Genomic DNA, 21,629 nt, shown 5'->3' with positions numbered 1-21,629 from the left:
CCTAGCCCCCCTTAAAAAGGGGGGGACAAGAAGGTGCTGCGAAGTCCCCCTTCTTAAGGGGGATTTAGGGGGATCTCCGGGGAATTAACAGTGTTAACTGAATCGTATTGTTCGATCGCGGTGCAAAATTCAACAAAAATTCAGCGGCGGTAGCATCCCCCAACAGGGCGCTATCTCAGATAAATCTGGATAGATAGGGGTCGGCATCTCTTGATTGCCCGCTTCCTGCAATTGGTTGATTTTTTCAGCTATCAGCGGAGGCAAATCAAGAGTAATGGTACTGAATCGATATCCTTCTTTGATATCTTGAATCCACTTATTTATCATTTGATTCAGGTGATTATCGTTGATTAGACATTGACTTTGGTTTTGCAAGCTGGTTCGCATACTTTGTAGAATTTCGGAGGTGAATATTTTCTCTGGGTTGTTTTCCTGATGCAGATTGAGGCTGAGACTATATTGATAGTCCTCGTCAGGGTTTGGGCAGTCTTTAACTTTCAGAGCAAGGGTATATTTGATCGTGTTTGATTTCATTGAGTTACCTACAAATATCTTGCAAACTGCGCGGATTTATAGAAACCTGGTTTTTTACGAAAATACTTCATTGCTACCCATATATTAGGTGAAAACCCGGTTTCTTTGGTCGGAGTTGGTAAATCATTAATGATTAATATATGAAATTTAGTCCGATCGCCTTTTTTACAATTCATGGCAACTTCTTCATAAGACATCTCCTAAAAAGCCTGTAAAGAACAGGCAAGATGCCCGTTCCACAATAATTATGGGAGATGTCTATAGCAGTTTTTACTTCAATCATCACCTCTCCGATTTTTCTCCGGTCGCCATTGGCTAGTTCGTGCCTCAAATTTTTCATGCCTTTTTGTTTTTGCATTTCCTCATCAAACTGCATAATAATTTTTCCTGATTTGAGGTAGATTTTGGCTACAACAGGCGGATAACCTAAGTCTTTCCGTAAGTAGATGTGAGCATTTTCAGAACTGCCAAAAATTACAGGTGTTGTACCTAAATTGATTGGAGTTTGTTCTGTTGGTGTCCAATGGACGATTAGCCACGCTCTTCGGCTCAAATCTTCAATTAGGGCGATCGCCAAACCAATGAAAAAACCGACGATCGCAGCACCTACCAGTCGCCCTACCAAATCTCCAGAAGTGGCAGAAACTAATAGGAAACCGATCGCCCCGGCTGCACCACCCATACCTCCAGCTTGTAGGGCGCGACGGATTTCGAGATTGGGGACAAAGAAGGACATTGCGCCGCCGAGGAAGGTGCCGAGGATAGTCCAACCAATGACTCTGCCACCAAGGGCAAGAATCGGGATGCTAGCGACGGGTAAAAATAAGAGTTGCCCGATCGCCCCTGCTGCAACTCCGGCGGCGAGGCCACCCGCAGTACCGATACTTCCCTCACTGGGTGTGAGGAGGCGGCGGCGCAAGTAATGGTTTTGGCCGGCAATGAGAGCTAAAGATGTGCCGATCGCCAGGAGTGCTGTCCACCCGCCAATGCGTAAAACGGAATAGAGCAAGCCGTAGTCCCCTGTTGAGCCAGACTCCACGAGTTGGCTGCCATAAATGGCTTCTTCGGCTTGGCGAAATGCTCGATCGAAGTTGCCGGAATTGGCATAGAAAACAAGGGAGCGATCGCCTGTTAGGTTAGTCAAAAAGTTGGTGTTGGCGTCGCCGGTAGCCACAGCAACCAGGTTGATTCCTTGAGCTTTGGCTGATTTTCCTGCGGTGAGGGTATTGGCTTCTTCTTGTCGCCGGTTAGCTCCCGTATAGCCCGGTTGTCCGTCAGTAAATAGTAGGATGTGACGTTGGAGGGGATTTGTCTTTATTTCTCGTGCTGCGGCTTCAATGGCGATGTCCATCCTCGTGCCGCCACCATCGGAAAGTTGGGCGATCGCTTGTTCGAGCATAAGTTTATTGCCGCTCAGGGGCGCTGCAACTTGAACGTTACTGCCAAATCCAACGACGGCGAGGCTATTTTGTGAAAGGTTTTGTCGCTGTACAAAAGCTTTGGCGGCGGATTTGGCTTCTTGGAGTTTGTTGTTTTCATTCATGCTCCCGGAGCAGTCGATTAATAAAACGATGGCTTGGGGCGATCGGGGTGTTGGCGGAAGTTTGGTTAGTGCTAGGAAAGCTTCACCTAATAATGTTGCGGCGCCGAGGCAGCCCACTGCTCCGTACAGACCGAAAAGTATGGGTTTGCTAAGTTTTTGTCTTAATTGTCCGAAAAAGTTTTGCATTCTGCGTTCTCCTATTGCTTAAACATTTACGAGATATCACTATTAATTTGAGCTGTAATTAACCATGCGATCGTATACCTGTCGCGAAATTGTTGGAAATATCTTCCAATCATCCGCGAAGCCCCGATTGTCAGCAAATATTACTAATATGTAGCGCACTTTTCCGTCAGGGCTTTCAATAATTGCCGCATCTTGACGGCTGTCCAAAGTCCACCCAACTTTGGAAAATACCCGGCTATCTTGAGGTAATGATTCGGCAAAAAAGCCTCCAATAGAATTGTATTCCTTTTTTTTCCAGACATCGGGGTTTAAGTCTCTGCTTAATAACTTTTTGGTTTTGCTGCTGTATTCTTTTGAAACTGCTTGACCGCTATCTATTTCGTATAAAAGCCGAGCGACATCAAAACTCGTTAAGTAGTTTCTAATAGGCAATACTCCCTTGCCTCGAATTTGTAAATCTCTACCCTTATCCGGGCTTTTCATTTTTAAGTAAGGAATGGGAAAGTTTTTTTGACTGACATTAATATTTCTATATCCTGCACTTTCAAAAAAATGATTCACCCAAAGACGCTTGTCAATCCAAGTTTTTAACTCTTCTGGTGTTAGTTCTGTACCTGACTCTGTAGCAGTTATGGTATCGACAACACGACTAGCAGGCTCATTATCTGAATCTTGAATCATTTTATAAATCTCTCCTTCAGAGATTGTTGCTTCTTGGAGAATACCTGCGTTGTACTGTCCATAAAGTGCTACTAGCCAAAATAGCTTAGATACACTAGCAGGAAATATGGCCTGGCTATCTGAATAGGAACCATAGGCACAGCAGTTACGATCGCTTAGCTTGACAAGACTGATAGATACATTATTCGTTGATAAACCTTGAGCTTGGATCGTACCCAAAATATCATCAACAATTTTTTGCAGTTGCCAGTCTGACTTAAAAGATGGAGGATTTTTGACGTTATAACTAAGTTGCGTTCTAACGGTAGAATTAGGATTAGAAGAGGAGGGATATTTACTTGCGCCTGCTGGAAAAGTGGCGATAGCTCCTTGATTGTCTAGTGCTATCTTAAGTTGATAGGGTTCTTTATCCTTAGAGGAAGTGACTTTTAGAGTATAAGTTCCTGTCTCCGGTAAAGTGTATTGAGAAGTACCTAGCAATACTAACTGATTATTATTTGGTGTTAACAAAGTAGTTTTGCTAGTAGTATCAATCGTTATATTTTGCCCTGCAACACCATCAAAAAGATAGCAAGTAGTTTCACCGCTTCTGATATCTGTTTGGATATTTTGGGGATTGGATTGAGTTAAGCCAAGTTGATTGTTGGTCTTACAGGAAATTGTATCGCTCACCTTGTTATTAGTTAGATAATAAAACATAATTCCTATCAAACAGGTGGGTATAACCAGATAGAAGAGGTAGGGAATAAATGGCATTGCCAATGAAAAGTCTTTAATTTGACTAATTCTGTTTCGCATCATTCAGCAGTCCTGTAATCATAAATTTTCCAAGAACCGTTTTCCGAAGAAAAGAAATAGATGTAATTTTTTGTAGATGAACCTGATTGGTTCGAGTCAATTCCCTTCGGTCCATAAAGAGTACGTTCTTCATAAATTTGGACTTTCATTGCTGGCTGACTTCCTGAATTATCAAAAGAGAAAACTTTAGTTATGCGAGAGTTTCTATAGTCATAGCGGGAATTATTGTTGTTTAACCAATCAATCGAACCTCCGGGTTTAGTGATATCTGTATATAGTGGACCTGTCGTGTAGTTTGCTACTAACTGACGATCGAAAGGAGGAGAAAATATTTGAGACTTTGCATTTAACCAATTGGCAATTAGTTGACTAGCTTGATCTTGAGTTAACCCGCTACTGTTGGTATTCGATGGAGATGTATTTGGAGAATTATTAGGTGTATTTGAAGGATTATTAGAGGTCGTCTGGGGACTAGAAGGGACAGGAGAGACAGAACTTGTAGATGTTTGTAAAGTGCCTAAACTCATTTCTAAGTTAAAAGTTGTACTGCCTTTTGGTGCTGCAACTTGGATCGTGTATTTTCCTGACTTAGGCAAATCTGTATTGCTCAAAAGAGTAAGATCTTGTGTGAAAATCCAAATACAAATATCGTCTTTAGTTTGATAGCTGAGCTTTTGACCTGATTGAGCTTCAAAGGTATAACCTAAAGATTTACCCCCATTAAGTTGACCGGATTCTTTGGTAGTTCCAGAAGTAGCTATGGAAATAGCTTTGACATCTTTTGAGTCTAAAGTGCTTGAAGGTTTTTCGGGGCAAGTGCTACCGGCAAATCCTGCATTAGAATTGGGATTGGAAGAAGCAGCACTACATCCACCAATTATTATCAACATTAAATACAGCCAAAGATTGTTCAGTTTCATTGCTTTTTTATTTTTTAAGATTTACTGTCAGTCCAAGTAGTTGATTTTCAAGGCTTATTTTGGATTCTTGTAGAAGGTGCTATGCTTGCACCGCTAGTCTCAGAATTCAAAAAATCCCTAAACTCTATGGCTCTTTGCTTGCTAGTAAATGCAGCTACTTGAACTGCTCTTGTTCGACTATCTTTTCTTCTTTTCGATAAGGCATCTTGACAAAAGCGTTGCGCTATTTGTAAATTAGCTTCGCTGTCGGGTAGATAAACCGGATAAAAATCAACCGGATAATCATTAGGATTGGTAGGTAGAGGATCTCCGCAACTGGCTTTGGGAAAGTTCGATCGGGAAATTCGAGTAGCAGTGGTATTGGCAGGCGGGGCAGAATTAGGTATATTTTCTGGAGAAGGCGCGGATGTCACTGCTGAGGAATTAGGTGTACTTGGTGGAGAAGTCTGTGCAACATCTAAACCCATAGATAAGTCAACAGTTGTAGATCCTTGTGGTGCAGATACTTGAATTATGTACTTTCCAGTAGTTGGTAAAACTCCTGTATTTAAGAGTTGATTATCTGGCGTGAAAATCCAAATACAAACATTTTTATCCATTTTGTAGGTCAGTTTTTGATTAGCCTTGGCTTCAAAAGCGTATCCTATCGATTTACTTTGACTGACAATTCCAGATTCTGTTAACATCTGCTCTCCTAATACGACAAGTTTCACATTTTGACTATCTAGTGACAATTCTGGTTTGTCTAAACATCCCTTTGAAGTTGTTAAAGATTGATTTTGAATGTTAGGCATAGCAGCACACGCAAAACTAATTAACAGTAAACAGTTAGCCAATATTTTTGTGAAGTAATGAAGGCTTTTCATCTCTAATTCTCCATTTCTTGCTTTAAATGATTTGCCCATAGCCAAAAGGGTAAAATACCCCCTGCACCTATAACTGCCAACACCGCTAGCAGCATCATCATGCGAGTATTCAATGGGAGCGATCGCCCAAAAACTGCGATCGTATAAGATGCTGATTCTGACTGCACTTTAGAAGCACCATCCGATTGAACGATGGCCACAACATCATGTTTAGAACCGCGTTCGGCATCCGGCTGCTGGTAGCTAATTTGGTACTCGCCCAAAAGAGCATTCATAAATAATTTCAGCTTCTCAGACACCGCCTGAGAATTAGGGGAAAACTCAGCGATACCGCCCGTCACTTTAGCGATTTCTGCTAAACGATTTTCGTCCACAAATTCCTCTTCAGGAACTTTGCGATCGCCCTTACCAATATCAGAACGCTTAGCCGGTCTTCCTAAACCATACTTCTGCCCCAACTGAGCTGGTGTGAAACCATAACCCAAAGTGTGGACTGTGATTTTTTCATTGCGTTTCAATAGCGTTAATAAATTATTGAAATCTCGCTCCTCATTAGGTTTATTATGATAGCCATCCGATAAGACAACAACAGATAACCTTGGCTTCGGCAAATCGGAATTTTCGGGTACAAAAAAACGCGGATCGCCTTCGTTTGCCAAAAACTGAATTGATTTACCCAGAGGCTCATAAATATTTGTAGAAGCACAAGGTTTTTGACCAGCTAAGAACTCCAAATAATTATTCAATTTGAAATCCCCAGCCGGGAAAAATTTATTTAATACATCCTGATTAACTGGATTCCCTGCACAATTCGGTCCTGCGTCACCAAAGGGGACAATTGACACTTGGGGTTTGGGACATTCAATAGTTGAATTCTTGGGACAGCGATTACCAAGTTCTGTTGTAAATTCTCGAATGGCTTTCATTGCTCCTTCTATCTTGCTAGTACCCTGGCTGTCTTTTTGCTGCATACTGCCGCTGTAATCTAGCAGCACAATAATGAAAGCCGGAGGTGGTATGGTTTCATCGGGACTTTTCCAATCTTTGCTGCGAAATTCCAGTGGTTTGCGATCGACTATCAGGTTAAAATTAGTCTCCTGTAAACCCATCACAGGTTTATCGTTAGCATCTTTGACTTTTATGCGGACAGTCACTCGATCCTCTTCTACTGTGGGCTTACCGACAATTTCCGCAGTTTTTGCCTGACTCCAGGCGGGATTTCCCAGAGAAAAAGCCAGCAGTGCAGATAGACTAAGCTTGCGGGTCAAGGAAGCGATTGTAGTAAACAAATCGGTAGAATTTCTGTTCATTGGCTGTATATTCATCTTTCTGGTAAAAAGTTAGGAGATAGTTGTGTTTGAGAGAAATATTGTCGCGGGAATTCAGGCGATTTCCATTCACTTCGATACTGCCGTAAAACTTAGCATTAGGTTTCAGAATAGCTTCACGGGCTTTCACTTCCAAGTCAGCAAGATGAAGAGGCAATCCCGGAATTTTGATGTGAGCTTGGTCAGCAGAACCAATTCGGATAATGCCTTTTTCTGGCAGTTGAATTGATAAACCTTCCTCAATTTTGTCGGATTCACTATCGCTAACAAACTTGAGTTTTGCCTGCTGTTTATCGATCGCAGGATAAACAGGTGCGATGTTCGAGCTACCAAATTGATCGTCATAATTTTCTCCTGTGTATTCAAAACCAGTACCAGCCCGGAGAGCAGCCATGTAGCTAGGAGATGTCGATCGGCTCAATCCAAAACCCAATAACATTCCCAATATCGAAAAACCCAAGGGGTCTGCCACACCCTTCAGTACCCCCGAAAAAACTCCGATTTGCCCCAGGATTTCCAAAATCAAAACCGCGGCCAAACTCGCTGCAATGCTGGCAACTACACTTGTCTGGAAGCGCTGCCAAAAACGCTTGGCATCTCCCGCCTCCGTGCTGTGCCACCGCCAAGTAACCCCCTCAGCAATGCCCGTGGAAGCGCCGATGCACAGCCAACAAACGATTCTCAAAATTCGAGTATCAAACCGAATTTGTGGCAAGAGAACAATCTGGGCAATGCCCCCAGAAATCAAGCCAAAAAATATCCCTAATCCTGCTGCAATGCTCAGGGGAAACAAGGCAATTCGCCAGCACAATTTAGGTCTAGTGGGGGTACTGACAAAAATTTCAGTAAACACCATTGCAACACTCAGTGCCACTCCGATGCAGGGGAAGAGTATCAGTTCGGGAAATGTCTTCAGTAAACCTAAGTCAGTGAGGAATACTTGACCGAGGTTCCAGCCAATTAAGGCTGATGTTATGCCCGCGAGTATGTACAGGTAGCTTCTCATGATATTTAAGTTCCTTTCAGTAGTTTGTCAGGTGATTGTTGTTTATTTAGTAGCTTTTTCCTTATATCTTCTTTCAACTTCTTAGCCGTAGGCTTATTATCTGGGTTAATATAACCCAATGGTGGCAATTGATTATCCATCTGATATTTATAGATAGCCTGAATCCATTGTTCTTTTGTGGTTTGATTAGTGTTTTCTACTTTTAGAATATCTTGATAATCAAGCTGTTGACCTTGAGGATCAAGACGTAAATTAAGTTCATCTCTTATTTGTGACTCTACTTCTTCTTGACCGAATCCTTCTTGTTTCAGTTGCTTAACTACCTCTTCTTTTATCACTTCAGCGGTTTCATCAAATCTTCTCAAAGCCTCTTTCTTTTTATCTGAAGGTATTTGAATACCGAGATTCGTTTTAGAGTCTTTTTTGGATTTGGAAGCCTGCTGATTGGCTGAATCAGATGACCCGTAATTATCTTGTGTAGTAATACTGGATGGATTTATACGTTGGGAATAAGGTTGCTCAAATAAAAGCTTTCCTCCTAGCAAACCAACTATAAATGTCAATGTCATCAACGGAATTACAAAGGCGAGTGGCACGATTTTTCCTCCTATTTCTCTTAATAGCCACAACAAAATTTCAGGGAGAGTCACTTGTCTTTCAATTCGGACTCCATAAACATTAAAATACCGACCTCCTTTATGAGAAATTTGATAAAAAATTTCTTTTGGTACGTGTCCATATCCTATATGATAGAAAAAGGCTGCTATCTGCGGAAACTCTAATTGACCGAATAGGTCAGCTAAAGGCTGATATTTTTCTTGAGACGGGCAAGAGCGGGGTGGCCAATAAAGCTGTAGCTGATTTGACAATTCTTTCCATTCGCTATTATTAATGACGTTGAAAGATATATTGGGTGAGTGCTTGACTTGAGGATTCATTAATCTTAAATCATGGTCAATATCTAAAGCAATTTGCTGAGAATAAATCTGTTTCCACAATCCATAAGGGGAACTTAACAACCAGACAACACCATCTAACAATTTTGGCCGATCAACCAGCCTGGGAATAATTAGTTTTACTCCTTGACTTACTTTGAGTATAAAATTCTGTGTATTCCCCGGTATTCCGCTGAGAGAATTTTTAATTTCAGATTGAAAATGTTCAGAAACTTGATAATGATCCTCCTGTTTTCCCCGCTGCTGCATCCAATCCAAAAACTCAGGCAATGTCTGGGGAATTACCATCGCTCTCAGGGTCAAAAGACGCACCATTTGAGGGCTGTAAATTCCCTGTCTGAGAGCCTGGGAAGACCCTTGTCCGTTAAAAATTACTTCCCAGTCGCTCTCTTTAACTTGATTGATTGATGTTTCAATTACTTCCACTTGCTCCGGCTTTACTTTGTCCCGGCTAATCAAACCTTTAATTGCGGATTTGATTTCGTACTCCCTAGCAATGGGGGCGGTATATTGAGGCGTGCTAGCCATCGCCCTGTGCAACAATTCCTCGGCTTTTTCGCTAGCGGGCTGAATCACCAAAAAACCTCTGAGTTGCTCCAATGCTTCTACTTGAAAAGCCCAGGCGACAAGCTGATTGTTGGCTCTGGCTTTTTCTGTCGCCATTCGATCGACAATTAAGGTCGTACATGGCTCCCCAAAAGGAACAATAACTGGAACATCATTAACCAGTAATTGTTCGAGTTCAGGGCGCAGAGAAATTTGAGGTTGATTGGGAACAGAAAATTCATTCGGCTGCCCTATATATTTCGTTTCAAAGGGGTTGAAAACAGGCATCCGTCCCCCTTGGCGTTCAGACTCGATCCAAGTCAAAATCTTCCATAAATTGCCCTTCCCTTCGCAGAGAAAGTAACGATACATGGAAGCGCTACGTCCGCGATCGTCTCCACCTCTGGTGACGACAGCAATGACTGACCAATTTTGGGTATCATCACTCACTTCGCGGCCAATGATTGCAGGATTGTCCCTGGATGCACCTTCAGCAACAGCAAATTCTCGATTGGAAATCGCGCTTTGGACAGCGCCCGGAATTGGCTCGATCGTTCTGTTTATATACTGGCCAGTAAATCCCCGCGATACCCACCCGCCGTCGGGGGTTTTTTCTGCTTGAATACCGGTGCTAAATTCGTGAATTTTAACGATTGGTGAATTCATTTTTTTAGTCCTTATCTAGTTCTTTGTGTCGTTCGCCGGTACAAAGCCAGTAAATGGGGGCTACTAAACCAAAAGGTCGCCAGCGTTTCGGGTCTTTAATACAAGAAGTCGTGCCATCGCGATCGCGCTTGATTCGTACTGAATTTGGTTCTGGATGTTTGCTCCCCAACACACCGAAAGCAGAAGTCGTAAAGTAATCTACTTGACCGCCTCCCGTTTGTTGCCATGCTTGCAATTTCCCAAAAGTTTTAGGAAAACGAAGTTGAGCTAATTCTCTGGGATTGTGCCGGTTCACCCACAATTCCGACTGTTCGCATTTAGTCATTACAAAGGCAATGCGTCGCTGGATTCTGCTAATATCAGTGCGATCGATGGCTACTAAAAACTTATCGAGACCGCTAGCATACTCAGAATCTTTGCGGTGAGTTGTACCATCTGTTAGAAACATAATGCCGTTTGCCAACAAGCAATTTTCTAGGTAGTCTTCTAACTTCGAGTCGCCTACTTTATGAAGCAAGTCAGCAAAAAACTCTCCGGCGTAATCTTGACAGCTAATGTTTAACTGGACTAGCTGTGGTTTCATGGCAGACTGAACATTTTTTATGACCGTATTGACCTTATGTAAAAAGCTAAATTGCCCTTTGAGAACGATAGTTAAGGAGTAATCTTTTACATCTGCCACACGGTCATTCAGATCGCTACCTTCCATTTGTAGACCTTGCTCTAAGATATTTTGAGCTTTAGCAACCAGTTCCTGTGTTTCAGAGTTACCCGATGTCACTGTCTGAACGGGACTCGAAGGATCGGCATTTGGCCAATAAGCTAAGGATGCGATGTAGGCAGTTTTCCCGGAACCCCGATCGCCAATAATCCGAACTACGCTATTGCGATCGAGGAAATCTAAACTGCTTGAACTTTTTGTTTTATTTTGATTTAACCAATCCAGCATTTACTTAACCTTTCCCTTTACTTTAGTAGTTTGACTCAGCCAATAAAGAGGCTCTATCAAGTTATAAGGCTGCCAGTGAGGTGCATCTCTTAAAACCGAAGCTTTGCCAAATTTTCCCTGTTCATCAATGCGGTTTGGTCTGGGGTCATTTCGCCGCAATACTCCAAATGTCGAAATTGCATAAAACCGGAGATTTTGGGATGTAATTCGCTCCCGCAAACTATCTCTGGTTCTGGGGAGATGCAATCTAAATAAATCTGTTTCTGGGTCTAACCTTCCCGGCCAAAGTTCTCCCCTTTCAGACTTGCTCATCGCCACTGCTAGCCGGAGGTCGTCGGTGCGATCGTGAGAGTCCATTAAGTCTATAAACCTGTTTATCACTTGGTTGTACAAAGTGTCTGCGGCTTGGTCCCATGCAGTTAGGAGAATTAAGCAACCTACTACATCTTTCCTTAAGCACTCATCGAGAAACTCTTCACAAATTGGATCTGACTGATTGCGATCGGCTATTTTTTCAAATATCTCCCCAGGATAATCTCTAACGTTGAGCTGAAATGACTCTGGCTTCGTAAACCAATGATTTTGAATCTCAATATTAAAGGAATACAGAGGCAAATCATCAACTGTTTTCGTCAATCCTCCTATTTTATTCGGTTCAAAAGATGCTCCTTGGCAAATAATATTCTCTGCTTTGTCTGCAATTTCCCTTGAATCATCGCCCAGAGGTTGAATATTAAATTTTTGTGAGTTCTTACTTGTTCGTCTCTTATAAGCTAAAGCCGCTAAGTAAGTTGTTTTTCCTGAAGCTCTCGGCCCAATTACACAAATATTTCCCATAATTTTGACTCCTTTACTTAGCTAAAAAGCTCCCTAGATAAATCCAAGGCAATTCCAACAAAGCTCGATTGTAAATGCTAGTAATGAAGCAACGAACTGATAGCCCCGATACACTTTTATTGATTTGGTCAATTTGAGGTTGAATCGGTCTGAAGTACCGTTGAAAGACATAGGCATCTCGTTGCTGCCAGTTCATTTTGGAACGATGAGGAATATATTCTAATTGTGATGCTTCTTTGTGAATGTCACAAAAAAGATCTGCTTTGTTTAAACACATTACTAAATGCCGTACTTTCGGACATTGGTAACGAAAGAAATCCACCCATCGATTAAATCGATTACACCATTGCTCCTGATTGATAAAATCTTCTGGATTATTGACATCAGGTTTAAGAATTTCTCGATAAGGTGGAACAATCAGTAAAATTCCTTCACTTTGTAGAATTGTTTCTAAAAAAATCTGCCACCGATCGGGGTTTGCAGATTGCCAACTACTTCGCCATATTTCCCCTGGGGTATCTAGCCAATCTAAAGTAATTTGCTTTGTCATTGCTGGTAGCTGAACCTGGATTTCTAGTAATCTTTTGTAAATTGCCTCATTTGCATCTGTTGCCTTTGTTCTTTCCAAATTGGCATCATATAGCTGTTGTTTAAGATTTTCATAATCAGGAGTTATAACTTTTACATAATTACTTTTAGGATTAGCTAGATCCAATACCAAAGAAGTTTTACCTGTTTCCCGATCGCCAATATAAATTATCCCCATCGCTATCACCTCCTACTGTGCTGAATAATCTGTTAAAAAAGGTTTAGTTGTCGGTGTTTGCGAAGTATTCACCCGGACGATCGCACTCAATCCACTCGGCATTGCAGCCAAAGGCCGATTGCTAATCTCCGAAATCCCCAAAATAGGAACTCGTTCGTAGCCGACATCTTTTCGATTAAGAGGACTGGGGCCAACCGTCCCTCCAGATACACTCATAGTCATCACCTGCCTTTGATATTCTCCTAAAGGTTTACTCAGCCAATCCGCTGTTTTGTGACTCACTCCCTGCAAAAAGATTTGAGTCCGACAGTTGTTGAGTGCTGGCAGAGTTTTTTCAGGAAATTGATCTATTGATTGGCACATCAAAAATACACCTACTTTGGCATTGCGGCCAATTGCTGTTAACTCTTCATAGTCAATATTTTTTAAGCGAGGAGCTTCATCGCAGATAATATAAGTGGGCATCCAATCGTGCTTGGGATTTTTCATTCGGCGGTACATCACATTCATTACATAGCTAATCATTACTGCTGCCAAAGACGAACCAAATTTGCCATCAGCGAGGGATTGACCGACTACTAATGTATGTCTGGAGGTACCGTTTAAGGCTTGTAGTAAAAAAATGTCGCTTGCGCCATCGCAAATTTTTCTGACACCTGGATCTTTAAAGGGGCTAAGCTTATTTTGTAGGAAACTAATATCTAATCCAAAGCGATCGTCCGGAAGACTCAAGTATGAATAAAGATCCGAACCCCACTGTGCATTTGCTTGAGGCAAATTATTTAATAAACCCTCGACGGCATATCTGTCCATGACAAGAGCTGGTAAATCGCTAGGGTCAAGTTTGACTAAATTTTGCCGTCGCGCTTCCATAACTACTCCGAGAATGGCAGTCAACCACATGATGTCGCGGCTCCAGAAAGCAGCGTTGGCATCTGTCGGCTCAAAATTGCCGTATAAAGCTTGGGCGATCGCCCTAATTTCCTTTTCAGTCCCAAATTTTTCCAATTCCTCCAAAAAGTTCCAAACAACTTGATTCTTAGTGGCACTCAAATCCCAGCAAACTAACTTTGACCCCGCACTGCGAGCGAAGTTGGCAAGGCGATCGCCCAAAAATCCCGCTGCATCAACACAAACCAAATTGCCTTTCTGCATCAAACTCTCCGCCGATTTCAACAACAGTTCAGTTTTACCTGCACCAGTTGCACCGACAATCAAAACGTGCTGGTGTAAAAACTGGTTGGGAATCCAAAGGTCAGTTGTCGATCTAGCTTTGCTATTTCTAAAAGTGACATACTTTCCCAACCAAAAGTCGCCGTTTTTAGCATCACCATGTGCTAAATTTATGGCTTCTTTTTTATTCGCTGTTTGCGAATAATCAAACAACTCTCGATATCTCACCCAAGGTTTTAAAGTCTCTCCTGGACCAAGAATTAGAAGGTTTTTACTACTGATACCAGCACGGACTGATTTGAAGGTTTGATGAAATATCCAGCCCAGAAACTTGCAGGTTTGTTGAATTGTCTGGATCAAAAACCAATCGAAAAATTTCTCCATATTTGTGTTTCTGGATCGAGGCAGTGCGATCGGCTAGAGAGAAGCGGATGGTGGTTTTGCAGTTGGGGTGGACTGGGATTTTTGAGGAACGCTTTGTTTTAGGGCTGCAAGTTTTTGTTGATTTGGACTTAGCTGTGTCTGCTGTTGTTGAGTAGGTGTTTGTGCTCTCAAATCAGCTAACTTTTGTTTGAATTCAGCTAGGTTTGGGCTGTTTGCTGTTTGCTGTCCCTGAGTTGTAGTTTTTTGAGTTTTTGGTTGACTCTCTCCTTTGCCAATCTCTTTTCGCTCTATGTTGTTCCTAATTTTTTGCTCATGATTCGGCTCTTCGTTTCGTTTTTGTGGGAATTTTTCCATGAATATCAATCCTTTTGTGAAACTAGAATTTGAGAGGCGATCGGACTTTAGGGCGATCGCCCCAGAAGCACGCAAATTAACTGCTGACTGTTTCTCTGACTTGTGATAGGGGGTGTCAAGGCGATCGCCTACCGCTTGACTGATTGCCTTCTAAACAGTGGTTAACTTTATATCATACAAAAACATAACATATTTCAAATCGTCACATGACATAAGTTAGTCAACGAACCGACTTTGTTCCATAAACTGATTGCAAAGCTCTAACGAACTCATCTGCATCAGGATTGCTGCCATCAGACTCAGACAAATATCTGTTCGCTAATCTTGGAATCCGAGGAATCGTGTACGAGCAAACCGGAAATCGCCCTTCCGGGCAATGCTGACAAGGAGAAGTGGAATATTGCGATCGAATTGCTAAAGTCAAATTCCAGACAGTATAAAAAATGGAATATGCTGTAGCTGCTGGCTGTTCCTGTGACCTCCGGTACAGGGCATCAAGGGTTAGGGTACGACTTGACTGCTCTAAAACCGCACTGAACTTTACCGCAATACATAACCAAACATAACATAATTCTGAAAAATAATACTGCATAAGTCAGTCAACTAAAAAGCTTTGTTAACTTAGGGTTATGGTGAAGTCATTCGAGACAGTGCATCGCAACATTTAGTAAAGCAATGGAATTTGAAGAAACCCTCAAACTTATAGATACAAAGGTTTTTACCGAAACTGAAAGACACCTGAGCGACCCAGAAGTAGCGATTTTGCGCGGGGCGTGTTTGGGGATGACCTACGAGCAAATGGCCGAGAGTTCTCAATATAAGGTGAATTACCTGATGCGAGATGTCGGGCCCAAGTTCTGGAAGTTGCTCTCCGAAGCTTTTGGAGAAGAAGTCAGCAAAGCTAATTTCCGCGCGGCACTGGGGCGGCATTTACGATCGCCCTCCAGACAAATGTCACCCCAGATGATATCCCCTCAAACACCGCTGCTGTCTGACTCTGCGTTGATTTCTGGCGAAAATCCTCAGAGTTTGCTAGTTGATTGGGGTGAAGCCCCAGATATTTCCGTTTTCTGCGGTCGCACTCAACAAATCAGTGAACTCACGGAGTGGATTATTACAGAACACTGCCGCTTGGTAGTGTTGAGTGGAGTCGGCGGGATTGGCAAGACAACTCTGTCGGTAAAGCTAGCCCAACAACTTCAGGGGGAATTTGAGTCCGTGATTTGGCGATCGCTCCGTCAAGCACCAACCCTCGCCAATTTCTTAACTTACTTGATGCAATTTTTTGAGCGATCGCCCCAGATTAACTTACCAGTTGATGTGGATGAAAGAATCTCACAACTAATAGAAAAATTGCGACATTCCAAATGTCTGATCGTGCTGGACGGTTTGGAAACAATCTTAGAGCCGACTAAGCTAGCCGGACATTATCGAGAAGGCTATGAAAAGTATGGCGAATTAATCCAAAGAATTGCAGAACAACAGCATAAAAGCTGCTTAGTAATCGTCACGCGGGAAGTACCAGAGGCGATCACTCTCCTCGTGGGCGAGCGTTCGCCAGTTCGAGCTTTAAAACTGACAGGATTACAGGAGACAGAAGCACGAGATATTTTTCAAGCTCAAGATTTGTTAGATGAGGAAAAATGGACAGAACTGATTAAGATTTATCAAGGAAATCCCCTAGAATTAAAACTTGTCGCTCCTGCTATTCGTGAATTGTTTAGTGGCAAAGTCTCTGAATTTCTCAAACGCCAAACTTTTGTATTTGGAGGAATCAAAGCTTTATTGAACGACCAATTTGAAAGATTGGAAAATTTAGAAAAAGCGATTCTATATTGGTTGGCGATCGAAGGTTCTCCCGTTTCTTTAGAGCAGTTAGCCGACTATCTTTTATTTCCGGTATCTAAATCGGAGATTTTAGAAGCCTTATCTTCGCTGCTGCGACGGGAGTTGATTGATAAAAATACTTGCAGCGGTCAAACTGAGTTCGTGCTGCATCAAGTTTTAATGCAATACGTGACGGAGCAATTGACAAACCAGGTTTGCACCGAAATTTTTGATCTCCTTAAAAACCCCAAACTTGATGAAAACAAAATTAAACTACTCACAAGCCATTTGGTTTTGAAAAATCCGCAGCTAGTTCCAACCAAGAAAATTGCTATGGAACAAAATTCCATCGCCATTACTGTCAAGAATCATCTGACTAAGTTGTTTAAAACTAATAGCAAAGGCTATGAGCAGTTAAATAAAGTTTATTCTGTGCTTAAAAATCAGCCTCTACTAGAAAGAGGGTACATTCAAGATAACTTCCAAAACTTGCTAGCAGTTATGCAAGTAGATGAAAAAAATCTCACACAAGGCGATCAGAAAAAACAGCAAAAATCACTTGTCAGATAAATACAGTGTATTCCAGGTTTATGAAGTGTAAGGACACCTTAGCCTGCCCTACCTAGGGGATTGATCAACCTAAGATATACTTCAGAAACGTGAAATTTGCTGTAATATTAAGTTTTTTAAGCGGAGGTCGAGGAGGAAGAAATAATGGATAGCTTTGATGAGCAAATGTTGGGAAAAGAGAGTGTTAGCTACTGTATCAATCCTAAGTGTCAACAGCGTCAAAACCTTTACGGTTCCGAGACTTGCCTTGCTTGTGGCACGCCATTGTTAATCAATAACCGCTATCGAGCGGTGAGAATGCTACATCAAAGCGATCGCACCCAAATTTTTGAATTAGAAGATTTTGGATTTAAGGAAGCAGGCTGGGATATTCCCAAGATTTTGAAAGTGCTAACCGATGATACCAATTCCAATGTAGTTCGTCTGTTTCAGCAAGAAGAACTGATATTACGCTGTCTCCAATCTCTGGAAGTACCTAAAGTTTTCCCTGGAGCATACTTTACTTTTGAAACCATTAATGGTAATAAGCTGCACTGTTTAGCAATGGAGGAAATTCAAGGTAAAAATCTCGAACAATGGCTGAAAGAAAACGGAATCATTTCTGAAAATCAAGCCCTTGATTGGCTGAAGCAACTAACAAAAATTTTGAATGGGGTACACAGCAAAGGTTTTTTTCATCGAGATATTAAGCCCAGCAACATTATGTGCTGTCCTGACGGAAGCCTAGTATTCATTGACTTTGGTGCTGCAACAGAAATAACTTCGGATACCTATATTGATAAATATGAAAATAGAGATACTACGCTGATTTTATCACGAGGATATACACCTCCTGAACAAGAGCATGGCACTGCAATTCCCAAATCTGACTTGTTTGCCTTGGGGCGGACTTTTGTACATTTGCTAACTGGGAATCACCCATATGATTTAGCGACAACAGCAACAGAAGAGTTGATTTGGCGAGAATTTGCGCCACAAATTTCAGTTAATTTTGCAGATTTAATTGACGAGATGATGGCTGCTGAATCTCAGCATCGCCCTCAAAATCCCAGCAACATTTTGCAGCGTTTAGATCGAATTGAGTGCAGTCATCTAACTGTTGCAAGGTTCTTTCGTCAAGCTGGAACTAGAAACCCTTACGGGAGATTAAATCGGATTAATTATCGTCTGGCTGGGTTAGGGGTAGGTGTATCGCTGTTTTTGGGCATTATCATTTTAAAATTATTTGCCCCTCAGTGGGCTGTTTTTTTAAGTAATGTTGCTGCTGATAATTACGTGGCTGACAGGTTCGATGAGGCTCAGTTTAATCTGAATTTAGCATTGATTTTAGATCCCAACTTGGGGGAAACTCATTATATTCAAGGTTTAATTTTTGAGGCAAACCGAGACTTTTTGGCGGCGCGAGATAGCTACGAAAAAGCGGTAGTAAAAGTTCCTGAAAAATCCCTGAATAATTTAGCTCGATTGGATATTCTGGAAAAACGGTATTCGGCTGCTTTTCCTCGACTGAAAAGAGGATTACTGCTTGTCAAAGAAGTCGATTTAAAGTCGGCTTTACATAAGAATATGGGCTGGGCACTGTTGGAAATGGGGGATTATCAGCAGGCGGAAATACAATTAAATGACGCGATCGCCCTTGATAGCGATCGGGCTTCTGCGTACTGTCTGCTAGCGCGGGTACGAGAAGCTCAAAAAGATCGCAGCGGGGCATTTACGGCTTGGCACAACTGCCTGAAATACGCTCCAAAGGAAAAATATCAGCCGGAACTGGACAAGTGGGTTATTGAAGGAAAAAAGTTCTTGGAAGTTCAAAGAAATGATGGGGTGACAAGTATTCCAATACCTTAATATACAACAAGTTTTGTCGATTATAGCTTGAAAATCAGATGAATCGCACCATTATTCAGCTTGTATGGTGCGTCAGTCTTGAGTTTAGTCCGAAAAATTTGGGTTTTCCCAACTGACGACCATACTAATTATGCTAGTTGCGTCGAAAACGGTAACAGACAAAAAAGCTGTTAAACGATCGCCTTTGCATAAAAATCCCCCAATACTACCGATATCTAAACAGAGGGAAGCAAAACCTCAAGTTTCTTTACCCCTGTTGAAGTAGGAGTCAATCATGCAAAGGCCATTTACAGTCTTAGAAACAGCTTTGATTTCGCTGTTAGTTGCCAATTTGATTAACGGTATGTACTTAGAACCGAAAACGAATGCTGCTGTAGCTGCACCGAGCGATCGCCCTTCATCTATTATCCCTACCACTGGCATTTGCGAATGTCCAAGAACTCCACCTGGGGGCAAGTAACAGAAATCGCTCGCATAATTCTTGATTGCTTAACCGATATACAAATAGCAGCGCACAAAGGCGCTGCTGTCAACCTGAAAATCATCTATATATTAGGAACACAAAACTCATGGCTACCACACTCCCTTTTATTGCCCACTGTCTCGAACAACGCGGCTGGAAGTACAAATTTGATGCTGATAATACTCGCGTCATTACTGGTGTCAAAGCTGAAAATGTCGATAATTTTGTAATCTTCATCCAGCTTAGCGAAAATGGCGAATTTCTGCAATTCGTTGCGCCGCAATTGCTGGCGGTGAAAGACTGCCTTTATAAGGGCCTCCTGTTTCAGACAATGCTGGCTATTAGCTGGGAAGTCAAGATGCTGCGGTTTGAATACGATCCTACGGATGGCGAAGTTCGCGCTTCTATTGAGTTGCCGATCGAGGATGCTCACGTAACAGAATGCTTGTTTAATCGGTGTTTGAGCGGTTTAATTCAGTTGGTGGACTCGAACGCGATGCCCAGATTAAATGCGGTGTTAGCAACGGGTGTCGATCCGGGCCCCAAAGATTTAGCCGAACAGTTTTTAGATGGGATGCCCGATGAGTTGTTGAATTTGCTGGGAGATGCGATCGCCCATCGCCGGCAACACGACAGCTAAATGGATCGAGACTTACGCATCCGGGCCTAAAAACCCGGTTTCTACCTCAATATTTCTCGGAGAAATGCGCGATTTTTGGTAGAAACCGGGGTTTTTTGGGTAAATCCTGTGGATGCTGCGATCGCCTGGGCATGAATTGTTTTGCATATTAAGGTTTTGTGCCCAGTCGATTAAATATCATAACTACTACTCAGGATTGTGAATCAAATGGCTAATCTAATCGCACTTCGGCGCCCACCTGTTACCGCCCCGTCTGAGGGGCTGCGACTGTCGGAAAATGAATTTTGGGGTAAACAACTGTTGCGGGCGATCGGCTCCCAGCAGCTCAAAATCGCCGAACAGACGGCATTTTGGGGAACTTTGGTCACAGCAGCGATCGCGGCGGTTTCCCAACAGACAATGGTTGCAATTCCTCTATCTTTGTGCTACGGGTTGAGTTTAGTTAACCGCCGCCGTTTTGAGGAAATTTTGCAGCAGCGTTTGGCGGCGGCGACAGCAGAAATAACGACTGTTCGCACAATGAAAAATCGCCTTGATGCGGTGGAAATCAGTTCGATTCAGGAACGAGTTTTGACCTTGGAGAAAGCGCAGTTGCAGCAGCAAATTACTCAATTGCAACAGTGGGTAAGCGATTTGGACGATCGCGCGGATGAATTGGGCGATCGGACTCAGAAACTCCATGAAATGCAGCAGCAATTAGCGGCCCTCAAACGGTTAGCATCCGTACCTACAAAAACAGGTCGCGGGCGAGTTGCCATATTTATTGATGGCGCTAACCTGTTTTATGCAATTCAGGAATTGGGAATCAGAATTGACTATACCAAATTCCTCAAATATTTAGTAGGAGACGATACTTTATTTCGGGCTATTTACTATACTGGAGTAGAAGCTGCGGATGAGAAACAGCGGGGCTTTTTGTTGTGGATGCGGCATCACGGTTTCCGGGTGGTGTCCAAGCCGGTGTTGCAGCGGCCTGATGGATCGAAAAAAGCGAATTTGGATGTAGAGATGGCGATGGATATTGTGAGTTTGGCGGGGCAATATGACACGGTGGTTTTGGTGGGTGGGGATGGAGATTTAGCTTGCGCGCTGCATCAAGTAAGCGCTCAAAGTGCAAGAGTAGAGGTAGTGAGTTTAAGGTCAATGACGAGCGAGGCGTTGATTGATGTAGCAGATTCTTATGTTAATTTAGAGGAGATTAAAGACAAAGTTTGTAAAACTCAGTAATTCTCCTCCCTCATTCCCTCCCTTCAAACTCCTCTGCGCCCTCTGCGGTAAAAAAAAGCTCATTCACAACAGACTCACAACATTTACCAAAAAAACATGAACCAACAACACCAGCAAGACAATCAAGAATATCTCGCCTTTTTGGGTGAAATATTGCAAGCCACCTCTGACAGCAATGGTGATGCAAAAATCATCTATCCCATCCTGGCGGCTAACCAAGACAAACTCAATCGAACCTTAGTTGCACAGTACCAAAACTGGGCTAACCACATTCTCTCCCAAGTCGCACCAGAACAAACTCGAAATATTGCAGTAGATTTTGTAAGTTTCAGCAATAGAATTCAGCAATTCCCTAAAGGTAACAGGGCTAGTAACCTAGACATCGCAATTATTGGTTACGAATTAGCTTTAACCATCTTCACCCGTGCCGATTTTGCCGAATATTGGGCAATGACTCAAAATAATCTGGGAGAAGCCTACAGAAACAAAATCACCGGCAACCGAGGCGAGAATCTAGATGAGGCAATTCGTTGTTATCAACAGGCTTTAGAAATCTTCACC

19 protein-coding genes and 2 pseudogenes are annotated in these 21,629 nt (G+C 42.4%); 7 read left to right on the top strand and 14 right to left on the bottom strand.

The window, feature by feature from the left end; genetic code table 11:
- Positions 1 to 129: 129 nt before the first annotated feature.
- The 13 genes from QT974_RS02475 to QT974_RS02415 all read right to left on the bottom strand — a co-directional run bounded on the left by QT974_RS02475 (position 130) and on the right by QT974_RS02415 (position 14,493).
- Positions 130 to 534 (bottom strand): hypothetical protein, encoded by a 405-nt coding sequence (locus tag QT974_RS02475; RefSeq protein WP_106331265.1) that lies wholly within the window; start codon positions 532 to 534, stop codon positions 130 to 132.
- 172 nt (positions 535 to 706) lie between these two features.
- Positions 707 to 2,263, bottom strand: a complete 1,557-nt coding sequence (locus QT974_RS02470; RefSeq protein ID WP_333466945.1) for a vWA domain-containing protein — start codon at positions 2,261 to 2,263, stop codon at positions 707 to 709.
- A gap of 42 nt (positions 2,264 to 2,305) precedes the next feature.
- Positions 2,306 to 3,745, bottom strand: coding sequence for a serine hydrolase (locus QT974_RS02465; protein ID WP_333466944.1), 1,440 nt, complete (start codon positions 3,743 to 3,745; stop codon positions 2,306 to 2,308).
- Positions 3,742 to 4,662: an ARC6/PARC6 family protein gene (locus QT974_RS02460; protein ID WP_333466943.1), complete on the bottom strand. Its 921-nt coding sequence runs from the start codon at positions 4,660 to 4,662 to the stop codon at positions 3,742 to 3,744. The genes QT974_RS02465 and QT974_RS02460 overlap by 4 nt, the downstream gene beginning before the upstream one ends.
- A gap of 47 nt (positions 4,663 to 4,709) precedes the next feature.
- A complete protein-coding gene (locus QT974_RS02455; protein WP_333466942.1) occupies positions 4,710 to 5,567 on the bottom strand; it encodes a hypothetical protein in 858 nt (285 codons plus the stop codon).
- The gene (locus QT974_RS02450; protein ID WP_333466941.1) at positions 5,531 to 6,838 is read right to left on the bottom strand and encodes a vWA domain-containing protein; all 1,308 of its coding nucleotides are present in this window, start codon (positions 6,836 to 6,838) and stop codon (positions 5,531 to 5,533) included. The genes QT974_RS02455 and QT974_RS02450 overlap by 37 nt, the downstream gene beginning before the upstream one ends.
- Entirely contained in the window at positions 6,780 to 7,862 is a 1,083-nt protein-coding gene (locus QT974_RS02445; RefSeq protein WP_333466940.1) for a hypothetical protein, read from the bottom strand. The genes QT974_RS02450 and QT974_RS02445 overlap by 59 nt, the downstream gene beginning before the upstream one ends.
- Before the next feature lie 5 nt (positions 7,863 to 7,867).
- Complete coding sequence (locus QT974_RS02440; RefSeq protein WP_333466939.1) at positions 7,868 to 9,814, bottom strand: hypothetical protein; 1,947 nt, start codon at positions 9,812 to 9,814, stop codon at positions 7,868 to 7,870.
- A gap of 220 nt (positions 9,815 to 10,034) precedes the next feature.
- Positions 10,035 to 10,979 (bottom strand): hypothetical protein, encoded by a 945-nt coding sequence (locus tag QT974_RS02435; RefSeq protein ID WP_333466938.1) that lies wholly within the window; start codon positions 10,977 to 10,979, stop codon positions 10,035 to 10,037.
- Positions 10,980 to 11,816, bottom strand: a complete 837-nt coding sequence (locus tag QT974_RS02430; protein ID WP_333466937.1) for a hypothetical protein — start codon at positions 11,814 to 11,816, stop codon at positions 10,980 to 10,982.
- Between the two features lie 13 nt (positions 11,817 to 11,829).
- Positions 11,830 to 12,582 (bottom strand): hypothetical protein, encoded by a 753-nt coding sequence (locus QT974_RS02425; protein ID WP_333466936.1) that lies wholly within the window; start codon positions 12,580 to 12,582, stop codon positions 11,830 to 11,832.
- A 12-nt stretch (positions 12,583 to 12,594) separates the two neighbouring features.
- Positions 12,595 to 14,139 (bottom strand): type IV secretory system conjugative DNA transfer family protein, encoded by a 1,545-nt coding sequence (locus tag QT974_RS02420; protein ID WP_333466935.1) that lies wholly within the window; start codon positions 14,137 to 14,139, stop codon positions 12,595 to 12,597.
- 33 nt (positions 14,140 to 14,172) lie between these two features.
- Positions 14,173 to 14,493, bottom strand: coding sequence for a hypothetical protein (locus QT974_RS02415; protein ID WP_333466934.1), 321 nt, complete (start codon positions 14,491 to 14,493; stop codon positions 14,173 to 14,175).
- A 324-nt stretch (positions 14,494 to 14,817) separates the two neighbouring features.
- Here QT974_RS02415 and QT974_RS02410 point away from each other — a divergent pair, with 324 nt between their 5' ends.
- The 5 genes from QT974_RS02410 to QT974_RS02390 all read left to right on the top strand — a co-directional run bounded on the left by QT974_RS02410 (position 14,818) and on the right by QT974_RS02390 (position 19,841).
- The gene (locus QT974_RS02410) at positions 14,818 to 14,952 is read left to right on the top strand and encodes a hypothetical protein (protein WP_333466933.1); all 135 of its coding nucleotides are present in this window, start codon (positions 14,818 to 14,820) and stop codon (positions 14,950 to 14,952) included.
- Between the two features lie 216 nt (positions 14,953 to 15,168).
- The gene (locus QT974_RS02405) at positions 15,169 to 16,890 is read left to right on the top strand and encodes an NB-ARC domain-containing protein (protein WP_333466932.1); all 1,722 of its coding nucleotides are present in this window, start codon (positions 15,169 to 15,171) and stop codon (positions 16,888 to 16,890) included.
- Positions 16,891 to 17,034: 144 nt separating this feature from the next.
- Positions 17,035 to 18,738, top strand: coding sequence for a serine/threonine-protein kinase (locus QT974_RS02400; protein ID WP_333466931.1), 1,704 nt, complete (start codon positions 17,035 to 17,037; stop codon positions 18,736 to 18,738).
- A 274-nt stretch (positions 18,739 to 19,012) separates the two neighbouring features.
- Complete coding sequence (locus QT974_RS02395) at positions 19,013 to 19,198, top strand: hypothetical protein (protein WP_333466930.1); 186 nt, start codon at positions 19,013 to 19,015, stop codon at positions 19,196 to 19,198.
- Between the two features lie 109 nt (positions 19,199 to 19,307).
- Positions 19,308 to 19,841: a hypothetical protein gene (locus QT974_RS02390; protein ID WP_333466929.1), complete on the top strand. Its 534-nt coding sequence runs from the start codon at positions 19,308 to 19,310 to the stop codon at positions 19,839 to 19,841.
- A 12-nt stretch (positions 19,842 to 19,853) separates the two neighbouring features.
- Here QT974_RS02390 and QT974_RS02385 read toward each other — a convergent pair whose 3' ends face one another.
- Positions 19,854 to 19,988, bottom strand: a complete 135-nt coding sequence (locus tag QT974_RS02385) for a hypothetical protein (RefSeq protein ID WP_333466928.1) — start codon at positions 19,986 to 19,988, stop codon at positions 19,854 to 19,856.
- A 537-nt stretch (positions 19,989 to 20,525) separates the two neighbouring features.
- On the opposite strand from QT974_RS02385, the pseudogene QT974_RS02380 reads away from it, so the two are divergent.
- Together QT974_RS02380 and QT974_RS02375 are read left to right on the top strand one after the other, a co-directional pair.
- Positions 20,526 to 21,062, top strand: a pseudogene (locus QT974_RS02380) (LabA-like NYN domain-containing protein); the annotation flags it as partial.
- 102 nt (positions 21,063 to 21,164) lie between these two features.
- A pseudogene (locus tag QT974_RS02375) lies at positions 21,165 to 21,629 on the top strand (AAA family ATPase); the annotation flags it as partial.

Origin of the sequence: Microcoleus sp. BM001215392, from assembly GCF_036700185.1 — a bacterium.
Classification (GTDB): Bacteria; Cyanobacteriota; Cyanobacteriia; order Cyanobacteriales; family Microcoleaceae; genus Microcoleus.
This window is presented reverse-complemented; position numbering and strand designations above follow the sequence as displayed.

Coding starts and splice junctions, on each gene's coding strand:
- QT974_RS02445 (WP_333466940.1), bottom strand. CDS start 7,862: ATGAGAAGCTACCTGTACATACTCGCGGGCATAACATCAGCCTTAATT.
- QT974_RS02435 (WP_333466938.1), bottom strand. CDS start 10,979: ATGCTGGATTGGTTAAATCAAAATAAAACAAAAAGTTCAAGCAGTTTA.
- QT974_RS02425 (WP_333466936.1), bottom strand. CDS start 12,582: ATGGGGATAATTTATATTGGCGATCGGGAAACAGGTAAAACTTCTTTG.
- QT974_RS02385 (WP_333466928.1), bottom strand. CDS start 19,988: ATGCAAAACAATTCATGCCCAGGCGATCGCAGCATCCACAGGATTTAC.
- QT974_RS02455 (WP_333466942.1), bottom strand. CDS start 5,567: ATGGGCAAATCATTTAAAGCAAGAAATGGAGAATTAGAGATGAAAAGC.
- QT974_RS02450 (WP_333466941.1), bottom strand. CDS start 6,838: ATGAACAGAAATTCTACCGATTTGTTTACTACAATCGCTTCCTTGACC.
- QT974_RS02430 (WP_333466937.1), bottom strand. CDS start 11,816: ATGGGAAATATTTGTGTAATTGGGCCGAGAGCTTCAGGAAAAACAACT.
- QT974_RS02405 (WP_333466932.1), top strand. CDS start 15,169: ATGGAATTTGAAGAAACCCTCAAACTTATAGATACAAAGGTTTTTACC.
- QT974_RS02470 (WP_333466945.1), bottom strand. CDS start 2,263: ATGCAAAACTTTTTCGGACAATTAAGACAAAAACTTAGCAAACCCATA.
- QT974_RS02465 (WP_333466944.1), bottom strand. CDS start 3,745: ATGATGCGAAACAGAATTAGTCAAATTAAAGACTTTTCATTGGCAATG.
- QT974_RS02390 (WP_333466929.1), top strand. CDS start 19,308: ATGGCTACCACACTCCCTTTTATTGCCCACTGTCTCGAACAACGCGGC.
- QT974_RS02415 (WP_333466934.1), bottom strand. CDS start 14,493: ATGGAAAAATTCCCACAAAAACGAAACGAAGAGCCGAATCATGAGCAA.
- QT974_RS02400 (WP_333466931.1), top strand. CDS start 17,035: ATGGATAGCTTTGATGAGCAAATGTTGGGAAAAGAGAGTGTTAGCTAC.
- QT974_RS02395 (WP_333466930.1), top strand. CDS start 19,013: ATGCAAAGGCCATTTACAGTCTTAGAAACAGCTTTGATTTCGCTGTTA.
- QT974_RS02420 (WP_333466935.1), bottom strand. CDS start 14,139: ATGGAGAAATTTTTCGATTGGTTTTTGATCCAGACAATTCAACAAACC.
- QT974_RS02460 (WP_333466943.1), bottom strand. CDS start 4,662: ATGAAACTGAACAATCTTTGGCTGTATTTAATGTTGATAATAATTGGT.
- QT974_RS02475 (WP_106331265.1), bottom strand. CDS start 534: ATGAAATCAAACACGATCAAATATACCCTTGCTCTGAAAGTTAAAGAC.